At 72.5% G+C, this 20,228-nt stretch carries 18 protein-coding genes; 11 read left to right on the top strand and 7 right to left on the bottom strand.

Going from position 1 to position 20,228, the window contains the following annotated elements; translation table 11 throughout:
- Positions 1-26 precede the first annotated feature (26 nt).
- Both ABD297_RS02740 and ABD297_RS02735 read right to left on the bottom strand, forming a co-directional pair.
- Positions 27-2,390 (bottom strand): glycoside hydrolase family 31 protein, encoded by a 2,364-nt coding sequence (locus ABD297_RS02740; protein ID WP_344252741.1) that lies wholly within the window; start codon positions 2,388-2,390, stop codon positions 27-29.
- 68 nt (positions 2,391-2,458) lie between these two features.
- Positions 2,459-3,823, bottom strand: coding sequence for an FAD-dependent monooxygenase (locus tag ABD297_RS02735; protein WP_344252739.1), 1,365 nt, complete (start codon positions 3,821-3,823; stop codon positions 2,459-2,461).
- A 75-nt stretch (positions 3,824-3,898) separates the two neighbouring features.
- On the opposite strand from ABD297_RS02735, the gene ABD297_RS02730 reads away from it, so the two are divergent.
- Positions 3,899-4,342: a cupin domain-containing protein gene (locus tag ABD297_RS02730; RefSeq protein ID WP_344252737.1), complete on the top strand. Its 444-nt coding sequence runs from the start codon at positions 3,899-3,901 to the stop codon at positions 4,340-4,342.
- Positions 4,343-4,360: 18 nt separating this feature from the next.
- The gene (locus ABD297_RS02725; RefSeq protein WP_344252736.1) at positions 4,361-4,750 is read left to right on the top strand and encodes an SRPBCC family protein; all 390 of its coding nucleotides are present in this window, start codon (positions 4,361-4,363) and stop codon (positions 4,748-4,750) included.
- Here the strand turns inward: ABD297_RS02725 and ABD297_RS02720 are convergent.
- From ABD297_RS02720 to ABD297_RS02710, 3 genes are all read right to left on the bottom strand, one after another.
- The gene (locus ABD297_RS02720) at positions 4,722-6,647 is read right to left on the bottom strand and encodes a hypothetical protein (RefSeq protein WP_344252734.1); all 1,926 of its coding nucleotides are present in this window, start codon (positions 6,645-6,647) and stop codon (positions 4,722-4,724) included. The two genes, ABD297_RS02725 and ABD297_RS02720, sit on opposite strands and share 29 nt — an antisense overlap.
- A 256-nt stretch (positions 6,648-6,903) precedes the next feature.
- A complete protein-coding gene (locus ABD297_RS02715) occupies positions 6,904-8,133 on the bottom strand; it encodes a hypothetical protein (RefSeq protein WP_344252731.1) in 1,230 nt (409 codons plus the stop codon).
- Between the two features lies 1 nt (position 8,134).
- Positions 8,135-8,569, bottom strand: a complete 435-nt coding sequence (locus tag ABD297_RS02710; RefSeq protein WP_344252729.1) for a hypothetical protein — start codon at positions 8,567-8,569, stop codon at positions 8,135-8,137.
- A gap of 211 nt (positions 8,570-8,780) precedes the next feature.
- Between ABD297_RS02710 and ABD297_RS02705 the strand changes: the two genes are divergently transcribed.
- Together ABD297_RS02705 and ABD297_RS02700 are read left to right on the top strand one after the other, a co-directional pair.
- Complete coding sequence (locus ABD297_RS02705; RefSeq protein WP_344252727.1) at positions 8,781-9,470, top strand: hypothetical protein; 690 nt, start codon at positions 8,781-8,783, stop codon at positions 9,468-9,470.
- A 155-nt stretch (positions 9,471-9,625) separates the two neighbouring features.
- The gene (locus tag ABD297_RS02700) at positions 9,626-11,161 is read left to right on the top strand and encodes a S8 family peptidase (protein WP_344252726.1); all 1,536 of its coding nucleotides are present in this window, start codon (positions 9,626-9,628) and stop codon (positions 11,159-11,161) included.
- A 90-nt stretch (positions 11,162-11,251) separates the two neighbouring features.
- Here ABD297_RS02700 and ABD297_RS02695 read toward each other — a convergent pair whose 3' ends face one another.
- Positions 11,252-12,649 (bottom strand): MFS transporter, encoded by a 1,398-nt coding sequence (locus tag ABD297_RS02695; RefSeq protein WP_344252723.1) that lies wholly within the window; start codon positions 12,647-12,649, stop codon positions 11,252-11,254.
- 48 nt (positions 12,650-12,697) lie between these two features.
- Here ABD297_RS02695 and ABD297_RS02690 point away from each other — a divergent pair, with 48 nt between their 5' ends.
- From ABD297_RS02690 to ABD297_RS02665, 6 genes are all read left to right on the top strand, one after another.
- Positions 12,698-13,681, top strand: a complete 984-nt coding sequence (locus ABD297_RS02690; protein WP_344252721.1) for a pirin family protein — start codon at positions 12,698-12,700, stop codon at positions 13,679-13,681.
- Positions 13,682-13,757: 76 nt separating this feature from the next.
- Positions 13,758-14,774: a zinc-dependent alcohol dehydrogenase family protein gene (locus tag ABD297_RS02685; RefSeq protein WP_344252719.1), complete on the top strand. Its 1,017-nt coding sequence runs from the start codon at positions 13,758-13,760 to the stop codon at positions 14,772-14,774.
- Positions 14,775-14,873: 99 nt separating this feature from the next.
- Positions 14,874-15,635: an alpha/beta fold hydrolase gene (locus ABD297_RS02680; RefSeq protein WP_344252717.1), complete on the top strand. Its 762-nt coding sequence runs from the start codon at positions 14,874-14,876 to the stop codon at positions 15,633-15,635.
- Positions 15,636-15,789: 154 nt separating this feature from the next.
- Complete coding sequence (locus ABD297_RS02675) at positions 15,790-16,158, top strand: iron chaperone (RefSeq protein ID WP_344252714.1); 369 nt, start codon at positions 15,790-15,792, stop codon at positions 16,156-16,158.
- A 235-nt stretch (positions 16,159-16,393) separates the two neighbouring features.
- Positions 16,394-17,176, top strand: coding sequence for a hypothetical protein (locus tag ABD297_RS02670; RefSeq protein ID WP_344252713.1), 783 nt, complete (start codon positions 16,394-16,396; stop codon positions 17,174-17,176).
- A 26-nt stretch (positions 17,177-17,202) separates the two neighbouring features.
- On the top strand, positions 17,203-18,000 hold the full coding sequence (locus tag ABD297_RS02665; RefSeq protein WP_344252711.1) for a class F sortase: 798 nt from the start codon (positions 17,203-17,205) through the stop codon (positions 17,998-18,000).
- Between the two features lie 27 nt (positions 18,001-18,027).
- Here the strand turns inward: ABD297_RS02665 and ABD297_RS02660 are convergent, their stop codons facing one another.
- A complete protein-coding gene (locus ABD297_RS02660; protein WP_344252710.1) occupies positions 18,028-18,738 on the bottom strand; it encodes a TetR/AcrR family transcriptional regulator in 711 nt (236 codons plus the stop codon).
- 316 nt (positions 18,739-19,054) lie between these two features.
- Here ABD297_RS02660 and ABD297_RS02655 point away from each other — a divergent pair, with 316 nt between their 5' ends.
- Entirely contained in the window at positions 19,055-19,897 is an 843-nt protein-coding gene (locus ABD297_RS02655; protein WP_344252708.1) for a mechanosensitive ion channel family protein, read from the top strand.
- Positions 19,898-20,228: the final 331 nt, after the last annotated feature.

Genomic DNA, 20,228 nt, shown 5'->3' with positions numbered 1-20,228 from the left:
GCTGTGGACCGGGAGGGCGTATGCCGTCAGGCCGCGTGGCGCACGACGTCGAAGCGGGTGCGCGCGTGGCCGGCATACCCCGGTCCTGACGTCTCGTGCTCGACGCTGACCTGGCCGTCGGCACGGGTGACGACGACGGTCGTCGTGAGCCGCTCCACCTCGTGGGCGGCAGTGCCGTCCACGGCCTTGTCGGTGGGCACGGTGAGGCCGTCGTCCTCGACGAGCACCGACTCCCAGCGGCCGTCGACGACGGGGTCGAAGACGTGCAGCTCGACCGTCTCGGGGCGGTAGCCGTCGGTCGACGCCGGCGCCTCGGTCCACATCGGGATGGCCGCGCCGGCGCGGGCGAAGAGGGGGATCCGTTCGAGCGGCGTCTCGACCGTGATCCGCTGGCCGCCGGGGTGCAGCTCGCCGGTGTGCCAGTCGTACCAGTCCCCCTCGGGCAGGTAGACGGTGCGGGAGGTCTGGCCCTGCTCGGTGACCGGCGCGACGAGCAGGTCGCGGCCGAAGAGGTACTCGTCGTCGATGTCGACGACGGCCTGGTCGTGCTGGTGGTCGAGGACGAGTGGCCGCTGCACGGGCTCGCCCGTCTCGCTCGCCCGGACGAACGCCGAGTAGATGTAGGGCATCAGCCGGTAGCGCAGCCGGACCGCCTCGCGGGCGAGGTCGTGGACCTCCGGGCCGAACGACCACGGGTACTGGTCGATGTTGTCGATCTCGGAGTGGTTGCGGCAGAAGGGAGTCAGCGTCCCCATCTGCATCCAGCGCAGGAAGAGCTCAGGGTTGGTGTCGCCCTGGAAGCCGCCGATGTCGGCGCCGACGAACGGCTGGCCCGACAGCCCGAAGCCGCACGCCATCGGCATGCTGACCCACAGGTGGTCCCAGCGCGCCTGGTTGTCGCCCATCCAGTTCGCGGCGTAGCGCTGGATGCCCGCGAAGCCGGCCCGGGACAGGATGAACGTGCGCGCCTCCGGGCGGGCCGCCCGCAGGCCCTCGATCGTGCCCATGGCCATGAGCAGCGCGTACTGGTTGTGGTAGCGCTCGTGCTTGGCCCGGCCCTTGTCGAAGAGCATCGCCTGCGGCGCGATCTCGCCCGTGGCGGGCTCGTTCATGTCGTTCCAGATGCCCGCGAGCCCCGACTCGACGTGCTTGGCGTTGAGCGCGCCCCACCACGAGCGCGCCTCGGGCGTCGCGAAGTCCGGGAAGGCCGTGTTGCCCGGCCACACCTGGCCGATGTAGGTGTCACCGCCCTCGGTGCGGCAGAAGACGTCCTGCTCGATTCCGTCGTCGTACACGGTGTAGCCCGGGTCGTGCTTGACGCCCGGGTCGACGATCGAGATCGTGCGGAAGCCCTGGTTGGCCAGGCCCTTGAGCATGCCGGCAGGGTCGGGGAAGCGTGCGGAGTCCCACGTGAAGACGCGGTAGCCGTCCATGTAGTCGATGTCGAGCCAGATTCCGTCGCAAGGGAACTCGTCGTCACGGTAGCGCTTGGCGATGCGCTCGACATCGGCCTGGGTGTAGGCGTGCCAGCGGCACTGCTGGTAGCCGAGGGCCCAGATCGGGGGCAGGGAGGCGCGGCCGGTCAGCCACGTGTAGCGCTCGAGGATGCCGGCCATCGACGGCCCGGCGAAGAGGTACTCCGTCCACTGCCCGCCGTGGAAGGTGACGCGGTACTCGTCGTCGTGGCTGAACTCGTACTCCCCCCGGTAGCCGTTGTCGACGAACGAGCCCACCGCAGAGCCGGTCTCGGCGTCACGCTGGTAGAAGAACGGGATCGTCACGTAGTAGGGGTCGAACTCGGTGCTCGACATGTCGGACCTGGGGTCCGAGGCGTCGAGCCCGGCCCGGAACTCCGCCGTGGCGTGCTCGTTGAGAACGTCGGTGTTCCACATCGTGAAGTCACGGCCGCGCCGGTTGTGGTGGCCGCCCTTCTCCCCGAGCCCGTAGACCGCGTCATCGCGGCCGATCCGGCGCCGCGTCGTCCACGCGTCGTTGAGCGTCGCGTAGGTCCAGTAGCGGCCCTCGGAGTCCGGCACCGACTCGAGCACCACCGACCCGTCGGTGCGGTGCACGTCGATGCGGAACGGGTCGAGCCACAGCGTGACGACCAGCTCGTCCGTCACGAGCCGCCAGGCGTCCTCACCCTCGGAGTTCGCGCGCTCGGCCCGCCAGGCCACCGGTCCGTCGGGGGTGGCTCCGAGCGGGTCGACGCACACGGCATACGTCGGCTTCGGGTCGAACGACCCGCCGCGGCTCATCTGGAGGCGCACGACGTCGGGGCGCACCGCGTCGATGCGCAGCAGCTCCCCGTGCAGCCGGGCCAGCAGGCCCCGCTCGGCCTCCTCGACGGAGTCGACGCGCTCGAATCGGATGAAGTGGTCGGTCCTCATGCGTCCACCCTGTCAAAGACGCGCCACGGAGACGACCACCGGTCCACGTCCGGGACGGGGCCGCCGGGTCAGGGAGCCCTGGGCGGACCCACCTGCGGGTGGCGCACCGGGGCGCCGGTCACGGCCGGCGACCTCCTCGAGGCGCGCAGCACCCGCGCCACCGTCGTCGGGCCCAGCAGGGCCGCCGGCGGGTCCTCGAGCTGGAGGACCCGGTTGAAGGACCGGGTGACGGGCAGGGAGGCATGGGCGGCGTGGATGACGCGCACCATGTAGCCGTTGAGCTGTGCCGTCCCGAGTGGCCGGTCACCGACCGTCTGCGGGTGGCCGAAGTCCCCGCCCACCGCGATCCGCCAGGGAGCCTCGATGATGCGGGCAGCCTTGCGGTGGAAGCGTTTCGGCAGATCGTCGGACACGACTCCCGTGCGGGCCACCACGGCCCCGAGCGCCGACGCCTGGAGCGCGGACGACGTCATGCCCTGCCCGTAGATCGGGTCGAAGCTGCTCGACGCGTCGCCGACGGTGACGAGGCCCCGCGGCAGCGCCCGCACCTTCTGGTAGTGCCGGCGCCGGCTCGAGGGGAAGCGGTAGGTCTCGATCTCCGAAACCCGCTCGCAGTGCCGGATGAGCTGGGCCACGGCAGGCGTCGACAGGGATGCCGCGAAGTCCACCAGCCCGTCGTCGGTCGCCGGCGGCAGGTCGCCGTGGACGCCCGACAGCGTCACCTGCCACCGGTCCCCCTCGACCGGCACGACGGCCCCGCCGCGGAACGAGCCCGGGTTCTCGATGCTGACGAGCAGCTTGCCCTCGAAGTCGCCCGGCGACCGGCGCAGGAAGAAGGACGAGTAGCCGATGTCGATGCCGACGGTCGTGACGGGCGGGTCGAGCACGTGGGCGGCGGCGAGGTCGTGGGCGATCCGGGAGCTGCGTCCCGAGCAGTCGACGACGAGGTCGGCCGGCCGGGGCTCGCCGTCCACGACGACCCCGGTGACGCGGCCCAGCCGCAGCGTGACGGCTGCGACGGTCGTACCCTCCTCGATCGTCACCCCCGGGAGGTCGGCCACACGGCCGCGCACGACGTGCTCGAGGAGGGGACGGGTCATGCCCAGGCCGGGATGCCCCCAGTGGCCCCGCGCCCGGTAGCCCCCTCCCTGGTGCACCCAGGCGTCGCGGCCCTCGACGGGGACGGCGCCCAGCGAGACCAGCTCGTCCTCGATCCCCGGGAACCACTCCCGCAACCGCTCGAGGCCCGCGGACAGGAGCACGTGCAGGTGGCGGCCCTGGGGCACGCGACCGCGCGGCGCCACCTCCGCAGGAAGCCGGTCGCGCTCGAGCACGACGACCGACTCGGCGTGGTCGGCCAGCTCCCGGGCCGTGAGCAGCCCGGCCATGCTGCCACCCACGACGACGACCCGACCGGAACGCCCGGCTGCCATGGCCCACCTCATCTCCCTGACGGCGACGACCTCTCAGACCAGACAAGGCTAGAGCTCTGGGGGTTTGATGGGGGCATGACGCAACAGCCCGACCTGCCGGACCTCGCCGCCCAGCCGTGCACCCACGTCGCCGGCGACGAGCTGAGCCCCGCCGACCCGACGCCGGGGATGAGCCGGCAGGTGGCCCTGCACACCAAGTCGATGTGGTCCGGCACCGTCGACACCGAGGCGGGCGCCGTCTCCGGATGGCACCACCACGGCGACCACGACACGACCCTCTACGTCGTGTCGGGCCGGATGCGGCTCGAGTCGGGCCCGGGCGGCGAGGTCGTCGTCGAGGCCGGCCCGGGCGACTTCCTGCGCGTGCCGGCCGGGGCGGTGCACCGCGAGTCCAACCCGGGCGACGGCACGTCACGGGCCGTGATCGTGCGCTGCGGCTCCGGCACCCCGACCGTCAACGTCGAGGGCCCGGCACCGGCCGCGACGCCGGCACCTCCTGCCTCGACCGACGACGTTTGAGCGACAAGGGGACTCGCGGTGCGCGCCACCATCACTGTCACCGGGGACGCCGACCCGTCGGTCGCGTGGTCCCGCTACGAGAACGTCTCGGTCTGGTCGACGTGGTCGCCGCAGATCCAGGAGGTCATCTCCGCCACGCCCCGCATCGCCCCGGGCCTCAATGGGCTCGTCGTCGGACCGCTCGGGGTCCGCGTGCCGTTCGAGGTGCTGACCGTCGACCCCGAGGCGATGGAGTGGAGCTGGAACGTGCGCTTCGGGCCTGTCGACGCGACCCTCGACCATGCCGTGCGCGCCGCTCCGGGCGGGTGCGCCACCGAGCTCGTCATCGACGCCCCGGCGTTCGTCGCGGTCGGCTACCGTCCGCTGGCGGCGCTCGCCCTCAGGCGTCTCGTGCGCTCCGACCTCTAGCGTCGGCGGCCCGGCACGTGTCGACGAGCTCGCGCAGCGCGCCGTCGCGGTCGGCGGCGTGCTCGAGCGCGGTGACCTCCCGGTCGGGCCCGTGGACGCGTATGCCGTGTGGCATCGCCGAGCTCGTCACGAGCGGCAGGGGGTCGGCGTCAGGGTGGCGCAGCGAGACGTCCTCACGGTCGAACCGGCCGACGTAGACGGGCTCGACGCCGCGACCGTTGCGAGTCGGCCGCACGACGACGACGTTCACGTCGTCGGTGGCCGGGGCGATGCTGACGGCCTGCTTGGCGGCCGCGAGGACCGCGGAGGCCAGGCCCGCGGCATACACGATGTTGCGCTCGCGAGCCGTCCGGGGGCGCCAGCCGGGGCGCCCGGCGGGAGCGTCGTCGCGCTGCTCCTCGGCGACGATGCCGATCGTCGGGAAGCGGACGAGCACGGTGACGTAGGCGCGGCCGGTCACGGGGTCGGTCCCGGCGTCGAGGCACGTGACGTCGCTCCCGGAGAGGCGCAGCGCCTCGTCGACGACGGCGACGACCGCTGCCGGGTCGTGGGCGCGCAGCAGCTGCCAGGCTCCCGTCGCCAGGGCAGCCCGGCGGTCGGCGAGGACGCGACGCGCGACGTCGCTCGCGGCCAGGAGGGACTCGGCGCGTTCGGCTGCGAGGGCCCGCAGCTCGGCGGCCCGGGCGCGCGGCAGCCCCGCAGCGGTGGCCCCGGTGGCCGCGAGCACCCGGTCACGGATGTCCGCCGCCTCGGCGCCCGAGAGAGGCGCGAAGGGCGCCGCCACCGGCGGCCGGATCGTGACGAAGCCGACCCGGTGCAGCGAGCGCAGGTCACGCTCGACGGCCAGGGCCTCGTCGCGGTCGCCGGCGTGACGGGCCGCGAGCGCCCTGCGAGCGAGGTCGTGGATCGAGAGGTCGCTGGGCTGGTGGGTCGCCTGGCCGGGCTCGGTCCGGGCGTCCCCTGCGTCCGGCGTGCGCCGGCCTCGCAGGCGCCAGCGCAGGCCCTTGGGTCGCCCGGCGCTCGTGCCTCGACCGACGTCGTCGGTCGAGGGTGGGCGGGTGGCGAGGCCCGGTGTCGCCGCCTCGATCGCGGGCGTCATCACCTCGGCGAGCGCCTCCGCGACCGGACCCCCGACGCGGAACTGGACCCGCAGCCCGGAGGGGTGGGCCACGAGGCGCAGGAGCGGGGACAGCCGGATCCCCGGTGTCATCACGCCCTCGTGCTGGGACTCGTCCTGCGAGGTGTGCTGGGATCCCGGCTCGTCCTCGTGCCCGGGTGCGGCAGAGAGCTCGTCGACGAGCACGCCCGCCGACCCGTTGAGCACCGACCCGTTAGATCCAGACCCATTGGAGACAGACCCGTTGGATCCAGACCCATTGGATACAGACCCGTTGGGCGACGACCCACCGAGCACCGCACCGTGGAGCGCCGACCCGTGGAACTCCGAACCGTTGAGCTCCGAACCGAGGTGCCCGTCGTCCACCGACCCGCCCAGCAGGGCGCCGCCGGCGCCGGCACGGGCACGTCTCGCGGCCTCGGTGCGGCCGCCGGGCTGGTAGTACTCACGCCCCGCCTTCGTCGGCGGGGCGTCGGCGGCCGAGCTGCCGTAGGCCGTGCCACCCTGGCGCCCCCGCTCGGGGAAGAGCACCGCGAGCGACACCGTCGACTGCGCGGCCACCGTGGCGAGGGGGAAGGACACCCGGCGCGGGCGGCTGCCGGTCCGGTCACCACGACCATCGCCGTCGCCGGAGGCCCGACGCGGGGGCGCCGTCACGGACCAGAACGTCCAATCGGTCGGGGGCTCGGGCCAGTCGGGCTCGGGGAGCCAGTCGTCGTGCGGCACCCACGTCGGAGGTGGCACGGGCCACCCCGGCGGCGGGTTGAATCGAATCGTCACAGCACGGCCCCCTCGGCCACCCCTCATGGCCCTCCCCGCCGGGCGACGTCGCACCACGGGCTCGCGGCGGAGGGATGGTTCGGACTCCGCGCACCCGTCGTCGCACTGTAGCGCCGCAACCACCCCCGTGGTCCCTTACCGTCGAGAGGCCACGAACGGCCCCCTCCCAACCGTCGAGAGGCCACGAACGGCCCCCTCCGAACCGTCGAAAGGCCACTGAAGGCCGCTCTGCGTATCAGGAGGGTCGAGCGGTCCGTCAGTCCTTCGCCCGGTCGGTCGAGGGATGGGTGTACGACTCGGTAGCAAGGTCCGTCGCAAGGTCGGTCGCGAAGTCGGACGACGCGTCGGTCGCATAGGGCGTCGCCGGGTCGGTCGCATACTCCGTCGCCGGCTCGACGCCGGCTTCGAGCAGCCCGTCGAGCGCACCGTCGTCGAGAGCCTCGGCGCAGAGCCGGACGATGTCCATGACGTCGGCCTCGGGCGCGACGGCGACGAGGTCGTGCGCGGCACCGTCGAACTTCAGAGGTCGGACCGCCGAGCCGAGCAGCAGCGGCACGGGGTCGGCGAGCGCGGGTCTGAGGGTGACGGCCTCACGGCTCAGGCTGCCGACGTAGATCGGCTCGAGGCCCTCACCGCCCTCGAGGGGGCGCACGACGACAAGGTGCACGTCGTCGGCCGCGACGGCGACGCTGATCGCCCGTCGGGCAGCCGCGAGCGCGAACGACGCGAGGCCGCTGAGGTAGAGGGAGTTGCGCTCCGCGCGGGTGCGACGACGCAGCATCCTCCGGCCGCTGGAGGAAACGCCGGGGCCGCGCTCGCCGACGATGTCGGCGGCGGGGTAGCGCGCGACGATGGTGACGTAGCCCCGAGACGTCTCGGCGTCCCACCCGGCGTCGACGCAGGTGCAGCCGCACGCGGCGGCCTCGAACTCGGCCTCGAGCTCGGCGATGACGGCACAGCGGTCGTGGCCGGCCAGGTCGTTCCACTGGTCGTCGAGGGTGGCGGCGCGGTGCTGGGAGATGACGACCTGGGCGAGGTCGAGGGTGCGGCTGAAGCCGTCCGCCTCGGTCTCGGCGATCGCCTTGGCCTTGGTGCGCGCCGCTCGCTTGAACATCGACACCTGCGGCAGGGCGGCACGGAAGGCCTTGCGCTGCAGGAGGGTCCGCTCCTTGGCGGTGATCGCGGTGGCCTCGGGCGGCTCGGGTCGGCGGCGTGGCGCGTGGTGCTCGAGGTGGAAGGAGGTGAACGCCTCCTCGATCGAGCCCAGGGCGTGCAGGTCCCCGGACGCCTGCGCCTGTCGGGCGCGCGCCTCGAGCTCGGCGAGCGGCAGGTGCTCGACGTGGTCGGCTGCGGAGATGGTGTCGGGGGTGCGCGCCCCGACGCCCGTGCCGAGGTGGCTGCGGTGCGGGTCGTCGAACGACGCCCGGAGCCCGGACGTCGAGGAGCTGAGCCGCACCTCCGGTGCGACCCTGAGCAGGACCTCCACGTCAGAGATCCAGTCGGCCGGCAGAGGCGAGCAGCCCGTCCAGCTCCCACGCGCTGTCGGCACCTGCGCGCTGCCGGGTCGGCTCTGCGGCCGAGCTCGACGAGGTCGCAGCGACCAGGGAGTCGGATGCGGCGCGGGCGCGCAGGGTCGCCAGCCAGCTGCCACGGTCGGTGCCGTAGGCGGCGGCCGCGGAGGACTGCGACGCGGCAGGCGCAGACGCATACGTCGCGGCGGTGCTCCGGGGCGCCGAGCCGAAGCGCGGCGTGCCCACGCCGTCGGCGCCACCGGCGTCGGCCGCGGGCGAGCGGTCCACGAGCCAGAACGTCCAGCCGCGCGGGGGCGTCGGCCAGCTGGGGTCGGGCATCCAGTCGTCGCCAGGAGCCCACGACGCCGACGGAACCGGCCACCCCGGAGGAGCGTTGAAGCGCACCGACATGTCTACCCCTTTGACCCGAGCCCTCACGGGACCGACCCTGACCTCGGCCCTCAGCCGCACGCTACGACCAAAGACGGTCAAAGTCTCCGAAATGGACAAAATGCCCCGCTCGACCCGGCCTCGCGCGCCGGCCACCTCTCAGGGGTCGCTCGGGGACCGGTCGGGGTCGACCCCGATGGGCACCGTCACCGGAGGACGCCACGCTGGACGCATGACGACGAGCACCCTCCTCCCCGCCCGACCGGGCGGCACCGCGACGGTCGACACGGCATACGTGGCGTATGCCGTGTCGCCCACGACCGCGACCGCGGGGGCCTCGCCCACGCGCACGGTCACGGACGTCGTGGACCGGGTGCCGCTCCTGGCCCTGGTCGCGCCGCTCCTGCTCTTCACGCACGGGATCGTCAGCTGGGTGGACGGCCTCGACAGCCTCGACGACACCGGCATCCTCGGTGGTCTCGGCGGTCTGGCGGCTGCTCGCGAGCAGGGCGCGCTGTCGGTTGCAGCGGGCATCCTCCTCGTCACATCCGTCGCCGGGTTCGCCTGGCTGACAACGACTCTCGGCGCTCGACTGAAGCACCTGCCGCTCGCGCTGCCGACGGCGATCCTCGCCGCCTTCGGGGCCGGTGCCACCGGGACCGTCTGGCTCGGGCACCTGACCGGCCTGCTCGGCGACACGCTCCCTGCTGCCCTCTCCTCGGGTGGGGCGGTGCTCACGGGCGTGGCTCTGGCGGCGGTGCTCGTCGCCCTGGCCGTCGAGGGCCGGTTGCCCGTCGGCTCCCTCGCGCTGGCCGCGGTCGGCACCGCCGTGCTCCTCCTCCCGTGGGGGCTCGAGCCGTTGGGCGCCCTGCTGCTGCTCATCGCGCTCGGGCCGCTGACCCGGTCGCCCGACGTCGACTGAGGGGGCGGGACCGGACGAGGCCGGCAGAGGTGCGGTGGCAACACAAATTGGCCGGGTCGCTCGACGCGCGAACCGGCCGGTAGCCCCCGAGGATGTGCTCGTGCGCCCGAAACCCGGGCGCCGGCACCAGTCCCTCACACCATGGGAGCTCACACATGCGACACCCCAGCCTGACCAGACGCGGCATCGTCGCCGTCGCGTCGCTCGCCCTCGCCTCCACCGCCGCCATCGGTGGGGTCGCCGTCGCCTCGACCGATGCCGAACCGGTCTCGACGCCTGTCACCATCGCCGCCCCCGACGGCACGCTCATGAGCTACGTCGTCAACGCCCGCATCGCCAACCCAGGGCAGACCCGCCTCGTCGAGGCAGCCGTCAAGGCCGCCGGCGGCGTCGTCGTCCAGTCGTGGCCGCAGATCGGCGTCGTCGTCGCGCACTCGAAGGTCTCAACCTTCCGTGCCGACGTCGTCGCCAAGGGGGGCAACGCCGTCGACTCCGTCGGCGCGACCCGCACCGTCCCGGTCACCGAGGGCACGCCCGAGGTCGCGGGGGCGTCCTGGGGCCGAGGCGCGTCCGGCTACAAGCAGGGCGCGAAGAAGCCCTTCAACGGTGACCTCGAGTCGGTCGAGTCCCCGGCCACCGCCACCGACCCGCGCGAGGGCGAGCAGTGGGACCTGACGATGATCAAGGCCGACCAGGCCCACAAGATCACCGACGGTTCGCGCAACGTCCTCGTCGGCGTCCTCGACAGCGGCATCGACCCCGACCACCCGGACCTCGTCAAGAACATCGACGTCGCCGACTCGGTCAACTGCACCGACGCCGGTCGCCCCGACACCTCGGCCACCGGCTGGTACCCGACCACGAGCGACCACGGCACCCACGTGGCCGGCACGATCGCCGCGGCCCGCAACGGCGTCGGCATCGTCGGCGTCGCGCCCAACGTGCGCATGGCGGCGGTCAAGGTCGTCAACGACGACGGCTTCATCTACCCGGAGTACGCCGTCTGCGGCTTCATCTGGGCGGGCCTGAAGCACATGGACGTGACGAACAACAGCTACTACGTCGACCCGTTCGAGTTCTACTGCGAGGACCAGCCCGACCAGTACGCCGCCAAGGAGGCCGTGCGCCGCGCGGTCACGTGGTCGACGGAGCAGGGTGTCGTCCACGCGGCTGCGGCGGGCAACTCCGCCCACGACCTGAGCGACAAGTCGTCGTTCAAGGACAACGGCAGCCCCGACGACCAGCCGGCGTCGGGCCAGGTCTCGCGCACGCTCAACAGCGGCTGTGAGGACATCCCGACCGAGCTCGACGGCGTCGTGACGGTCAGCTCGATGCAGCGCTTCCCGGCCGGCACGATGGACAGCCGGCTCTCGTCGTTCAGCAACCGTGGACTCGGCAAGATCGACGTCGCTGCCCCCGGCTCGTCGATCCTCTCGACGATCGTGCGCGACAACGGCTACGGCCTCAAGAGCGGCACGTCGATGGCGTCGCCGCACGTCGCGGGTGTGCTCGCGCTCATGAAGTCGGTCCACCCGACGTGGACGCCCGCGCAGATGATCGAGAAGCTGCGCCAGCAGGCCGACGACAAGGCGTGCAGCGCCGCGACCGGCGGTCCGGCCTGCGTCGGCCCGGTCACCGACAACAGCTACTTCGGTGAGGGTGTCGTCGACGCCCTCGACGCCGTGAGCTGACCGACCCCGCTTGACCACCGAACGCGGTGTTCGGTGTCGAACTCAGTGCTGCAACACGGTTTTCGACACCGAACGCCGCGTTCGCGCGTTTCAGGCCGGGGTGTGGTGGAGGGAGCGGACCGTGCGGGCGAGGAGGGCGAGCGCGACGAGCTGGCTGACGGCCACGACGACGACGAGCGCCGGCACCGACCGGTCGTAGAGCCAGCCGGCCACGAGGCCGCCGACGATCGCGAACGCGCCCTGGACCCCCGCGAAGACGCCGTATGCCGTCGCGCGCCTCGGTGCCTCGACGACCTCCGCGACGAGCGCCTTCACCGTCGAGTCCTGCACGCCGTAGGCCAGGCCCCAGACCCCGACCCCGACGAGCGAGAGCCACATGGACCCGGCCAGCGCGAGCGGGGGCACGAGGGCGACGAGGATCGGCACGGCATACAGCACGGCGCCGCCGCGGCGGTCGTAGACGAGGCCCACGCCGAGGGCGGCGAGCGCCTCGACGGCCATGGCTCCGGCATACACGACCGGGACGGTGGCGACGGGGACGAGCCCGCCGACCGTCAGGTGGTAGCCGATGATCCCGAAGGTGACCAGCCCCCCGGTCATGAGCCCGGCGGCGAAGGCGTAGCCGAAGAACTCGCGCGGCAGCCCCGACCCCACCGCGTCGGCGAACCAGCCACGCAGCCCGCGACCGGCCGGAACCGGCTCAGCCGCAGCGGCGCCCGGCTCCCCGGCAGCGTCGCCCGGCTCCACGACGTCGTAGACGGACGGGTCGGGCACGCGCGAGCGGATGACCGCGAGCAGCAGCATCGCGGCGACCCCGGGGATCGCGAGCACGGCCATGCCGGGCCAGATGGCGCCCGCGGCGGCGATGACGGCGGCGACGAGCAGCGGCCCGGCGAAGGCGCCGACCTGGTCGAGCGCCTTGTGCACCCCGAAGCCGCGACCGCGGCCCACCGCCGACGCGACGTGGGCGAGCAGCGCCGACTTCGACGGGCTGCGCACCGCCTTGCCGGAGCGCTCGAGAAGGATGAGGACGGCCGCCACGACGAGGCCGGCTCCCCCGATGAAGGGCGTCACGGCGAGCAGCGGGACGCAGACGGCGGTGAGGCCGTAGCCGGCGATCGTCAGACCCCAGTAGCGCCCGGTCCGGTCGGCCAGCGGTCCGAAGACGAGGCGCAGCACGAGCGCCATCGCCTCGCCCGCGCCGGTCACGAGGCCGACGACGAGCGCGGACGCCCCGAGCGAGGCGAGCAGCGGGCCGTACATCGAGCGCGCGCCCTCGTAGACCATGTCGGCGGCGAGGCTGACGAAGCCGAACCACCACACGACCCGCCACGCCGACCAGCGTCCGGGGGTGCCGGAGCCCGCCGCACCCGCCGCACCCGTCGCGCTGCCGGGGCTGACCGATCCGCCTGGGCCACCCGGAGTGCCCTGGCTGTGGTGACCACCGGGGTTGCCGGTGTCGGGAGAGGCCGCGGCCGCATCGGTCATGCGCGGCAACCTAGCAACCGGACCTGCCAGCGGGCCTAGCCTGACCATGTGAGCAACCCCGACCGCCACCCCACCGAGATCGTCTGCGGAGAGGGCCCGTCCGCGTCGTCGCAGCCGACGGCCGCCGTCGTGCTGCCCTACCGCGAGGTCCCGCTCGGCGGACCGCGGGCCATGCCGGTCCGTCGCAGCCTGCCCCAGCGCGAGCGGTCGCTCATCGGCGCGTGGTGCTTCGTCGACCACTACGGCCCCGACGACGTGTCGCAGACCGGCGGCATGGTCGTGCCGGGCCACCCGCACACGGGGCTGCAGACGGTGTCGTGGCTCTTCACCGGCGAGGTCGAGCACCGCGACACGACGGGCGTCCACGCCTTCGTCAGGCCGGGCGAGCTCAACATCATGACCGCGGGCCGCGGCATCGCCCACTCGGAGTACTCGACGCCGGACACGACGGTGCTGCACGGGGCGCAGCTGTGGGTGGCCCTGCCCGACGCCGACCGCTTCACGTCGCCGGGCTTCGAGCACTACGCGCCGCCGGTCACCGAGGTCGACGGCGCCCGCGTCCTCGTCTTCCTCGGCTCGCTCTTCGGGCAGACCTCGCCGGTGACGATGTTCTCCGACCTCGTGGGGGCCGAGGTCACCGTGGGCGCCGGCACCTCGTTGACCTTCGAGGTCGACCCCGCGCACGAGCACGGGCTGCTCTGCGACACCGGGCTGCTCACCGTCGGCGACGTCACGGCCAAGCCGGGCGAGATCGCCTTCCACGCCGTCGGCACCGAGCGGATCACAGCCTCGGCCGGACCCGACGAGCCGGCCCGCTTCCTCGTGCTCGGCGGCGCACCCTTCGGCGAGCAGATCGTCATGTGGTGGAACTTCATCGGCCGCAGCCACGACGAGGTCGTCGGCTTCCGCGAGGCCTGGCAGCAGGCTCGCGAGCCGGACGGCTCCGAGGCCTACGGCAGCTTCCCCGACGCCTGGGACCACACCCTTCCCGCGCCGGGCCTGCCCAACCTGCGCCTGCGCTCCCGCGGCTGAGGGGTTCGACCGAAGGCTCGACGAAGGGTTCGACGAGCGTTTGGGTCGGAGTCCCGATCGGGAGAAGGATGGGCGCATGCGCGCGACGACGATCCATGCCCCCGGCGACATCCGCCTGACCGACGTTCCCGACCCCACCATCGAGGAGCCCACCGACGCCATCGTGCGGGTCGTGGCCGGCTGCATCTGCGGCTCTGACCTCTGGCCCTACCGCGGCGCCAACCCCATCGAGGCCGGCTCGACCATCGGCCACGAGGCCGTCGGCGTCGTCGAGGAGACCGGCTCCGAGGTCCGCCGGATCAAGAAGGGTGACTTCGTCGTCATCCCGTTCGTCCACTGCGACAACACGTGCCCGCACTGCCTCGCCGGCATGACCTCCGTGTGCGACCACCAGGGCTGGACCGAGAGCGGGCAGGCCGAGCTCGTCCGCGTCAACCAGGCCGACGGCAGCCTCGTCGCCACCGACGGCATGCCCGACGACGCCCTGCTCCCCTCCCTGCTGACGCTCGCCGACGTCATGGCGACCGGCTGGCACGCGGCCGTCTCCTCGCGCGTCAAGCAGGGCGGCACGGCCGTCGTCATCGGTGACGGCGCCGTCGGCCTCTGCGGCGTCATCGCCGCCAAGGAGCTCGGCGCCGAGCGCATCGTGGCGATGTCGCGCCACGAGCCGCGCCAGGCCCTCGCCCGCGACTTCGGCGCGACCCACGTCATCGCCGAGCGCGACGACGCCGGCGTCGAGGCCGTCATGGAGCTGACCGGCGGCGTCGGCGCCGACTCGGTGCTCGAGTGCGTCGGCACCGACCAGTCGATGAAGACCGCCTTCCGCATCGGCCGCCCGGGCTCGACGGTCGGCTTCGTCGGCGCCCCGCACGGCGTCGAGCTGCCGGTCCGCCAGATGTTCGTGCGCAACGTCGGGCTTGCCGGCGGCATGGCGCCCGTGCGCACCTACCTGCCCGACCTGCTCGAGCGCGTCCTCGACGGCCGCATCGACCCGGGCAAGGTCTTCGACCTGACGCTCCCGCTCGCCGACGTCGCCGAGGGCTACAAGGCCATGGACGAGCGCCGCGCCATCAAGGTGCTCCTGCGCCCCTGAGGGCCCGTCGCCAGGGCTGGACAGTCGCCGCCCGGCGACACCGATCGGGTATGCCGTGTGCACACCAAGCCGTGGACGTGCGGTCTCCGAACCCGTCACGTGACACGCGAGACCGAGCACACGGCATACCCGATCGGGACCAGCACGCAGACCCACACCACGGCCCGGAAGGCGGCGCACCACGTGACGCACGCGCGGCTCATCGACACGGCGGCGCCGAGCGCCCCCCGCGGAATCGCGCTCGTGCTCCACGGCGGGGCCGCGCGGCGACGTCCGATGCGGGTCAGCCCGACCCAGCTGTCGGTGCTGCGCATGGTGCCGATCGCCGGCCGGATCGCCCGCGCCGCCAAGGGTGAGCTCGCCGTGCTGCGCCTGCTCAACTCGACCCGCGGCTGGGACGCGCACCACACCCCCGTCGACGACGTGCGGTGGGCGCTTCGCCAGGTCGCCGACCGCTTCGGCCCCGACCTGCCCGTCACCCTCGTCGGGCACTCGCTCGGCGGGCGCGCCGCCCTGCTGGCTGCCGCGGAGGAGCCCGTCGTGAGCGCCGTGGCCCTCAACCCGTGGGTCTACCCCACGGAGGGACGACTCGACCTGACCGGCAGGCAGGTCCTCGTCGTCCACGGCGACGACGACCGCATCGCCCGGCCCACCAACTCCGCCGCCGTCGCCCGCGACCTCGCCCGCACCGCAGACCGCGTCGGCTACGTCACCGTCGAGGGCGGCAAGCACGCGATGCTCCGACGGGGCACGGTCTTCGACCGGCTCGCCGCCGACTTCACCGCCGCGACCCTGCTCGGACGCCACCCCGAGGGCGTCGTCGGCCGCGTGCTCGACGGCGAGGAGTGGGTCGACGTCTGAGGCCTGGCTCGGCCGACCCGGTCGGGTGTCCCTTTTGGGAGTGGGTGACCATTAGGTCATGCAATGCGAACTTGCTTTGCAGACGCCCCATTGGGCCAATACAGTCGGGGGCATCCCCTCCAACGACCGGTCCGGAACTAGGTGAGGACCTGGCTTGGCCCCGAGATTTGCGTCCGTCGATGACTACATCGCCTCCTACCCCGAGGAGACGCGGACCCAGCTTGCGGACGTTCGGGGCGCGATCCGCGAGGCGGCCCCTCACGCCGGCGAGAAGATCAGCTACGGCATGGCGACCTTCACGGTCGACGGCAAGCCGCTCATCTACTACGCCGGATGGAAGAACCACGTCGGGCTCTACCCCGTGCCGACCGGCGGTCCCGAGTTCGAGAAGGCCATTGCGCCCTTCCGGCGCGCCAAGGACACCGTCCGCTTCCCGAGCAACCGTCCGGTGCCCCTCGAGCTGATCTCCGAGATCACCGCGCTCTGCCTGCAGCGACGGGCCGCCGCCGAGCAGTCCGAGTAGCTCGAGCAGTCCGAGCAGCGCGAGCCGTCCGGGCAGCTCAGCATCTCGACCGGTCCGAGACGCTCAGCAGACGGGGTGGCGCAGCGCCATCGCGCCGGGCCGAAACTTTTTCGGTGGAATGCCAATCCAGTTCCGTCCGCGACGGCGAACCCCCGTGCGGAGACGGTCGACGACGACCCCCCGTCTGAAGCAGAGCAGGATGGACGGTTTGTCTCCTCGTCAAGGAGGAACACAGATGCGCACCACCACCACCACTCGGATCGCCGGCGCCAGCCTCGCCGCAGCCGCCGCCCTGGCCCTCAGCGTCGGGCCGGCCTTCGCCGCCGACGGCTCGGTCAGCGCCAACCTCAAGCCCGTCGCCGGCAACGGCGTCATGGGCAGCGGCACGGCCATGGTCGACGTCAAGGGCAACACGATCACCGTCACGATGGCCGCCACGGGACTGCTGCCCAACAGCCCGCACGCCGCGCACATCCACTTCGGCGCCGCCGCCCGTCACGAGTGCCCGATCCTGTCGGACGACAAGAACGGCGACGGACACATCAACACGACCGAGGGCGGCCCCGCCTACGGCGACATCGTCGTCTCGCTGACCAAGACCGGTGACACGAGCCCGAAGTCGGGCCTGGCCATTGACCGCTTCAGCACCGCCCCCGGCGGCAAGATCGCCTACCAGCGCGGCAGCATCAAGGTCTCGAGCGACGTCGCCCAGGCGATCTCGGCCGGCGAGTCCGTCGTCGTCATCCACGGCGTCGACTACAACAAGGACGGCAAGTACGACGGCAACACCAAGAGCGACCTCATGCCGTCGCTGCCGACAGAGGCCACCGACCCGGCCCTGTGTGGCGCCCTGCGCGTCGCTCCCGCCGGTGGCATGCACACCGGTGGCGGCCTGCCCACCGACACCCTCAAGAGCGGTGGCCAGAACGAGGCCCTCATGCTCGTCGGCGGCGTGGCCCTGCTCGCTGCGGCCGGCACCGGCTCGTTCGCGGCACGCCGTGCCCGGGCGCGCGCCTGAGCGACACGACCGGACGGAGCGGGTCCATGCCTGAGACCACACCTGAGTCCCAGCCCGAGCCCGCGTCGGCCTCGACGGGCCGTCGCGTCACCCGCCTCAGCGCGGGTGTCGCGGCGGCCCTCGCCGCCACGGCCGTCCTGGTCGTCGTCGGGATCGTTGCGCTCGTGCTCGGCCTGCGAGGGTCGTCGGGCGCGCCCGGTTCGCCCCAGCAGGCGGTCGCCGCCGCCACCTCGACGGGCCGGTCCGCCAGCCCCTCGGCCCAGCCCTCGACCCGTCCGTCGGCTTCCCCCGGTCAGGGTGGGACGCCGGCGACGACGAAGTCGGGAGCCTCAGGCTCGGACGGGAGCGGCATCGGGGACTTCCTGGAGGCCTCCGAGCCGACGTCGCTCGAGATCCCGTCGATCGGGGTCCGCTCGACGCACTTCGTGCCCCTGAGCATCCAGCGCAACGGCACGATCTCGGTCCCGGGCACGGCCCAGGAGGTCGGGCTCTACGACGCCGGCCCCACGCCGGGCCAGCTCGGCCCGTCGGTGCTGGCGGCCCACGTCGACACCCCGTCCGGCGTCCCGGGGATCTTCCACGAGCTGCGCCGGGTCAAGGTCGGCGACGTCGTCAAGGTCACGCGGCAGGACGGCTCGCACCTGACCTTCACGGTCGACCGGGTCCAGGCGTTCGAGAAGACGCAGTTCCCGACCGAGCTCGTCTACCGCGGTGACTTCAGCAAGGCCGAGATCCGCCTCGTGACGTGTGGCGGCCCGACCGACAGCCGAAACGAGTACCGCGACAACGTCGTGGTCTTCGGACACCTCACCAGCTCCACCTGAGCGGCACGCCCGGTGGCCCCTGTGGCTCTACTGGGCGTGCTCGAGGTCGAGACGCACCAGCAGGTGCTCGAGGGCCTCCTCGAACTCCTCGTCCGCGTGGTCCTCGGCGAGCGAGGTGCGCAGCCGCGCGACCGTCGGGTAGTTCTCGACGTCCAGCTCCTGGTCCTGGTTCGGCAGGTCCGCGCCGCCCTCGTCGAGCGGCTCCTCGACGGGCGAGAGGGACGCGCCCCGCACGGCCGACTCGAGCAGCAGGTGGCCCAGCAGGAAGCTCGTGAACGACCGGTACGCCTCGACGGCCTGACGGTCGCTGAAGCCGCGTGCCCGCAGGCCCTGGAGGAAGGCCTCCACGACCCTCAGGCTCCGCAGCGGGGGTCGCAGCCACGGCGCCGCAGGGTGGCGGGTCGCGACGAGGGGGAAGGCCAGCGGGTGCTCCTTGGCGAGACGTCGCACGTCGTGGGCCAGCAGCTGCAGGAAGGCCTGCCACCCGTCGACCGGCTGGAGCTCCGCCGGTCCCGGGACCTCGATCGTGTCCACCAGGGCTTCGACCACGGCCTCGAGCAGGTCCTCACGACCGTTGACGTAGCGGTAGAGCGACATGGCCTCGACATCGAGCCGGGTGCCGAGCCGTCGCATCGTCAGGGTCGACGCACCCTTCTCGTCGATCATCTCGATGGCCGTCAGGACGATGCGCTCACGGCTGAGCCCCACTGCTGGACGTCGCGAGGAAGGCGAAGACACAGGGGTCCTCCTAGGTCGGCGTGCCCGGGACCCCTCCTGTCTACCCCATCCCCCGGCCGCGCGTACGGGGTGCGGGCCACGCGGGTCGTATGCCGTGACGACCCGGTGCCTTCGCCCCTCGGTCGGACGCCCTGACCGTTCCTCGGGTCAGGGCCGTGTCGCCCGTCCGCCGTTGGGTACGCGGGACAGCGCACGGGCCGCCGCCGGGCCGGTCGCGCGGCCTCCAGCGCCGCAGGGACCAGCGACCACCGTGACTCCCGGCCGTCTCGCGGGTACGAGCCCCCTGTTGGACTTACAACGTAAGGGAGATTCGACCATGACAGACAACCTCAGCACCGCCCTGACCGACCTGTGGAGATCGGTGGCGCTCTTCGTCCCCAAGTTCGTGGCCTTCCTGGTGATCCTGCTCGTCGGCTGGCTCATCGCCAAGGCCGTCGGCAAGGCCATCGACAAGGTTCTCGAGCGCGTCGGGTTCGACCGCGCGGTCGAGCGAGGCGGCATCAAGAAGGCCCTCGCGAAGAGCCAGTACGACGCCTCGGCGATCGTCGGCAAGCTCGTCTACTACGCGCTGCTGCTCTTCGTGCTGCAGCTCGCCTTCGGAGTCTTCGGCCCCAACCCGATCAGTGAGCTGATCACCGGCGTCATCGCCTTCCTGCCCAAGGCGATCGTCGCGATCATCATCATCGTCGTGGCATCCGCCATCGCCACCGCGGTGCGCGAGCTGATCTCCAACACCCTCGGCGGCCTGTCCTACGGCAAGGTCCTGGCCAACATCGCCGGCATCTTCATCCTCGGCCTGGGCATCATCGCGGCCCTCAACCAGGTCGGCATCGCCACGACCGTCACGACGCCGGTCCTCATCGCCGTGCTGGCCACCATCGCCGGCATCCTCATCGTCGGCGTCGGCGGCGGACTGGTGCGTCCCATGCAGTCGCGGTGGGAGCAGTACCTCGAGACGATGTCGCACGAGACGGACCGCATCCGCGCCCACGTCCAGCAGGCCCCGAGCGTGCGGGAGCAGGCGCAGGCGGCCAAGAGCCGCTACGACGCGGCCGGTCAGGACGACCTGGAGGCCCGCGCGGCGGACGACTTCTACCACGACCGCCCTGCAGCCACCTCGACCCAGGTCATCGACTCGGACCCCACCGGGACCCACTGAGTCAGGGCTTTCGTCAGCGCGACCGAGGCACGATCGAGGCGCGACCGATTCAGGGACGCGGGGACAGGGTCACCTGTCCCCGCGTCCTCCCATGTCTCCGGCCATCCCACGCCCCCTCCCCTCGTGTCTTCATCCCCAGAGCCCCGCCCTCTCACGACCCCTCTACCTCACGTGCGCCAGCCGGACGGCATACCCGAGCAATGCTCACGGCGAGCGCCCCTCGGATGTGACCCCCGTCTCATCCAGCGGAGGGTAAAGCGTTGGTAAAGGCTGAGAAAGCGGACATTCACGGCATCTTCAGCGCGTCGCCGTTACCGTGGCGTGACATTTG

It is taken from the genome of Terrabacter carboxydivorans (assembly GCF_039532035.1).
Taxonomy (GTDB): domain Bacteria; phylum Actinomycetota; class Actinomycetes; order Actinomycetales; family Dermatophilaceae; genus Terrabacter; species Terrabacter carboxydivorans.
Note: the sequence above shows the minus strand (reverse complement) of the source record. Positions and strands in the feature narration are given on the sequence as shown.

Excerpts from the sequence above, each read along its gene's own strand:
- ABD297_RS02740 (WP_344252741.1), bottom strand. The coding sequence starts at position 2,390 with ATGAGGACCGACCACTTCATCCGATTCGAGCGCGTCGACTCCGTCGAG.
- ABD297_RS02735 (WP_344252739.1), bottom strand. The coding sequence starts at position 3,823 with ATGGCAGCCGGGCGTTCCGGTCGGGTCGTCGTCGTGGGTGGCAGCATG.
- ABD297_RS02730 (WP_344252737.1), top strand. The coding sequence starts at position 3,899 with ATGACGCAACAGCCCGACCTGCCGGACCTCGCCGCCCAGCCGTGCACC.
- ABD297_RS02710 (WP_344252729.1), bottom strand. The coding sequence starts at position 8,569 with ATGTCGGTGCGCTTCAACGCTCCTCCGGGGTGGCCGGTTCCGTCGGCG.
- ABD297_RS02705 (WP_344252727.1), top strand. The coding sequence starts at position 8,781 with ATGACGACGAGCACCCTCCTCCCCGCCCGACCGGGCGGCACCGCGACG.
- ABD297_RS02700 (WP_344252726.1), top strand. The coding sequence starts at position 9,626 with ATGCGACACCCCAGCCTGACCAGACGCGGCATCGTCGCCGTCGCGTCG.
- ABD297_RS02695 (WP_344252723.1), bottom strand. The coding sequence starts at position 12,649 with ATGACCGATGCGGCCGCGGCCTCTCCCGACACCGGCAACCCCGGTGGT.
- ABD297_RS02685 (WP_344252719.1), top strand. The coding sequence starts at position 13,758 with ATGCGCGCGACGACGATCCATGCCCCCGGCGACATCCGCCTGACCGAC.
- ABD297_RS02670 (WP_344252713.1), top strand. The coding sequence starts at position 16,394 with ATGCGCACCACCACCACCACTCGGATCGCCGGCGCCAGCCTCGCCGCA.
- ABD297_RS02665 (WP_344252711.1), top strand. The coding sequence starts at position 17,203 with ATGCCTGAGACCACACCTGAGTCCCAGCCCGAGCCCGCGTCGGCCTCG.
- ABD297_RS02655 (WP_344252708.1), top strand. The coding sequence starts at position 19,055 with ATGACAGACAACCTCAGCACCGCCCTGACCGACCTGTGGAGATCGGTG.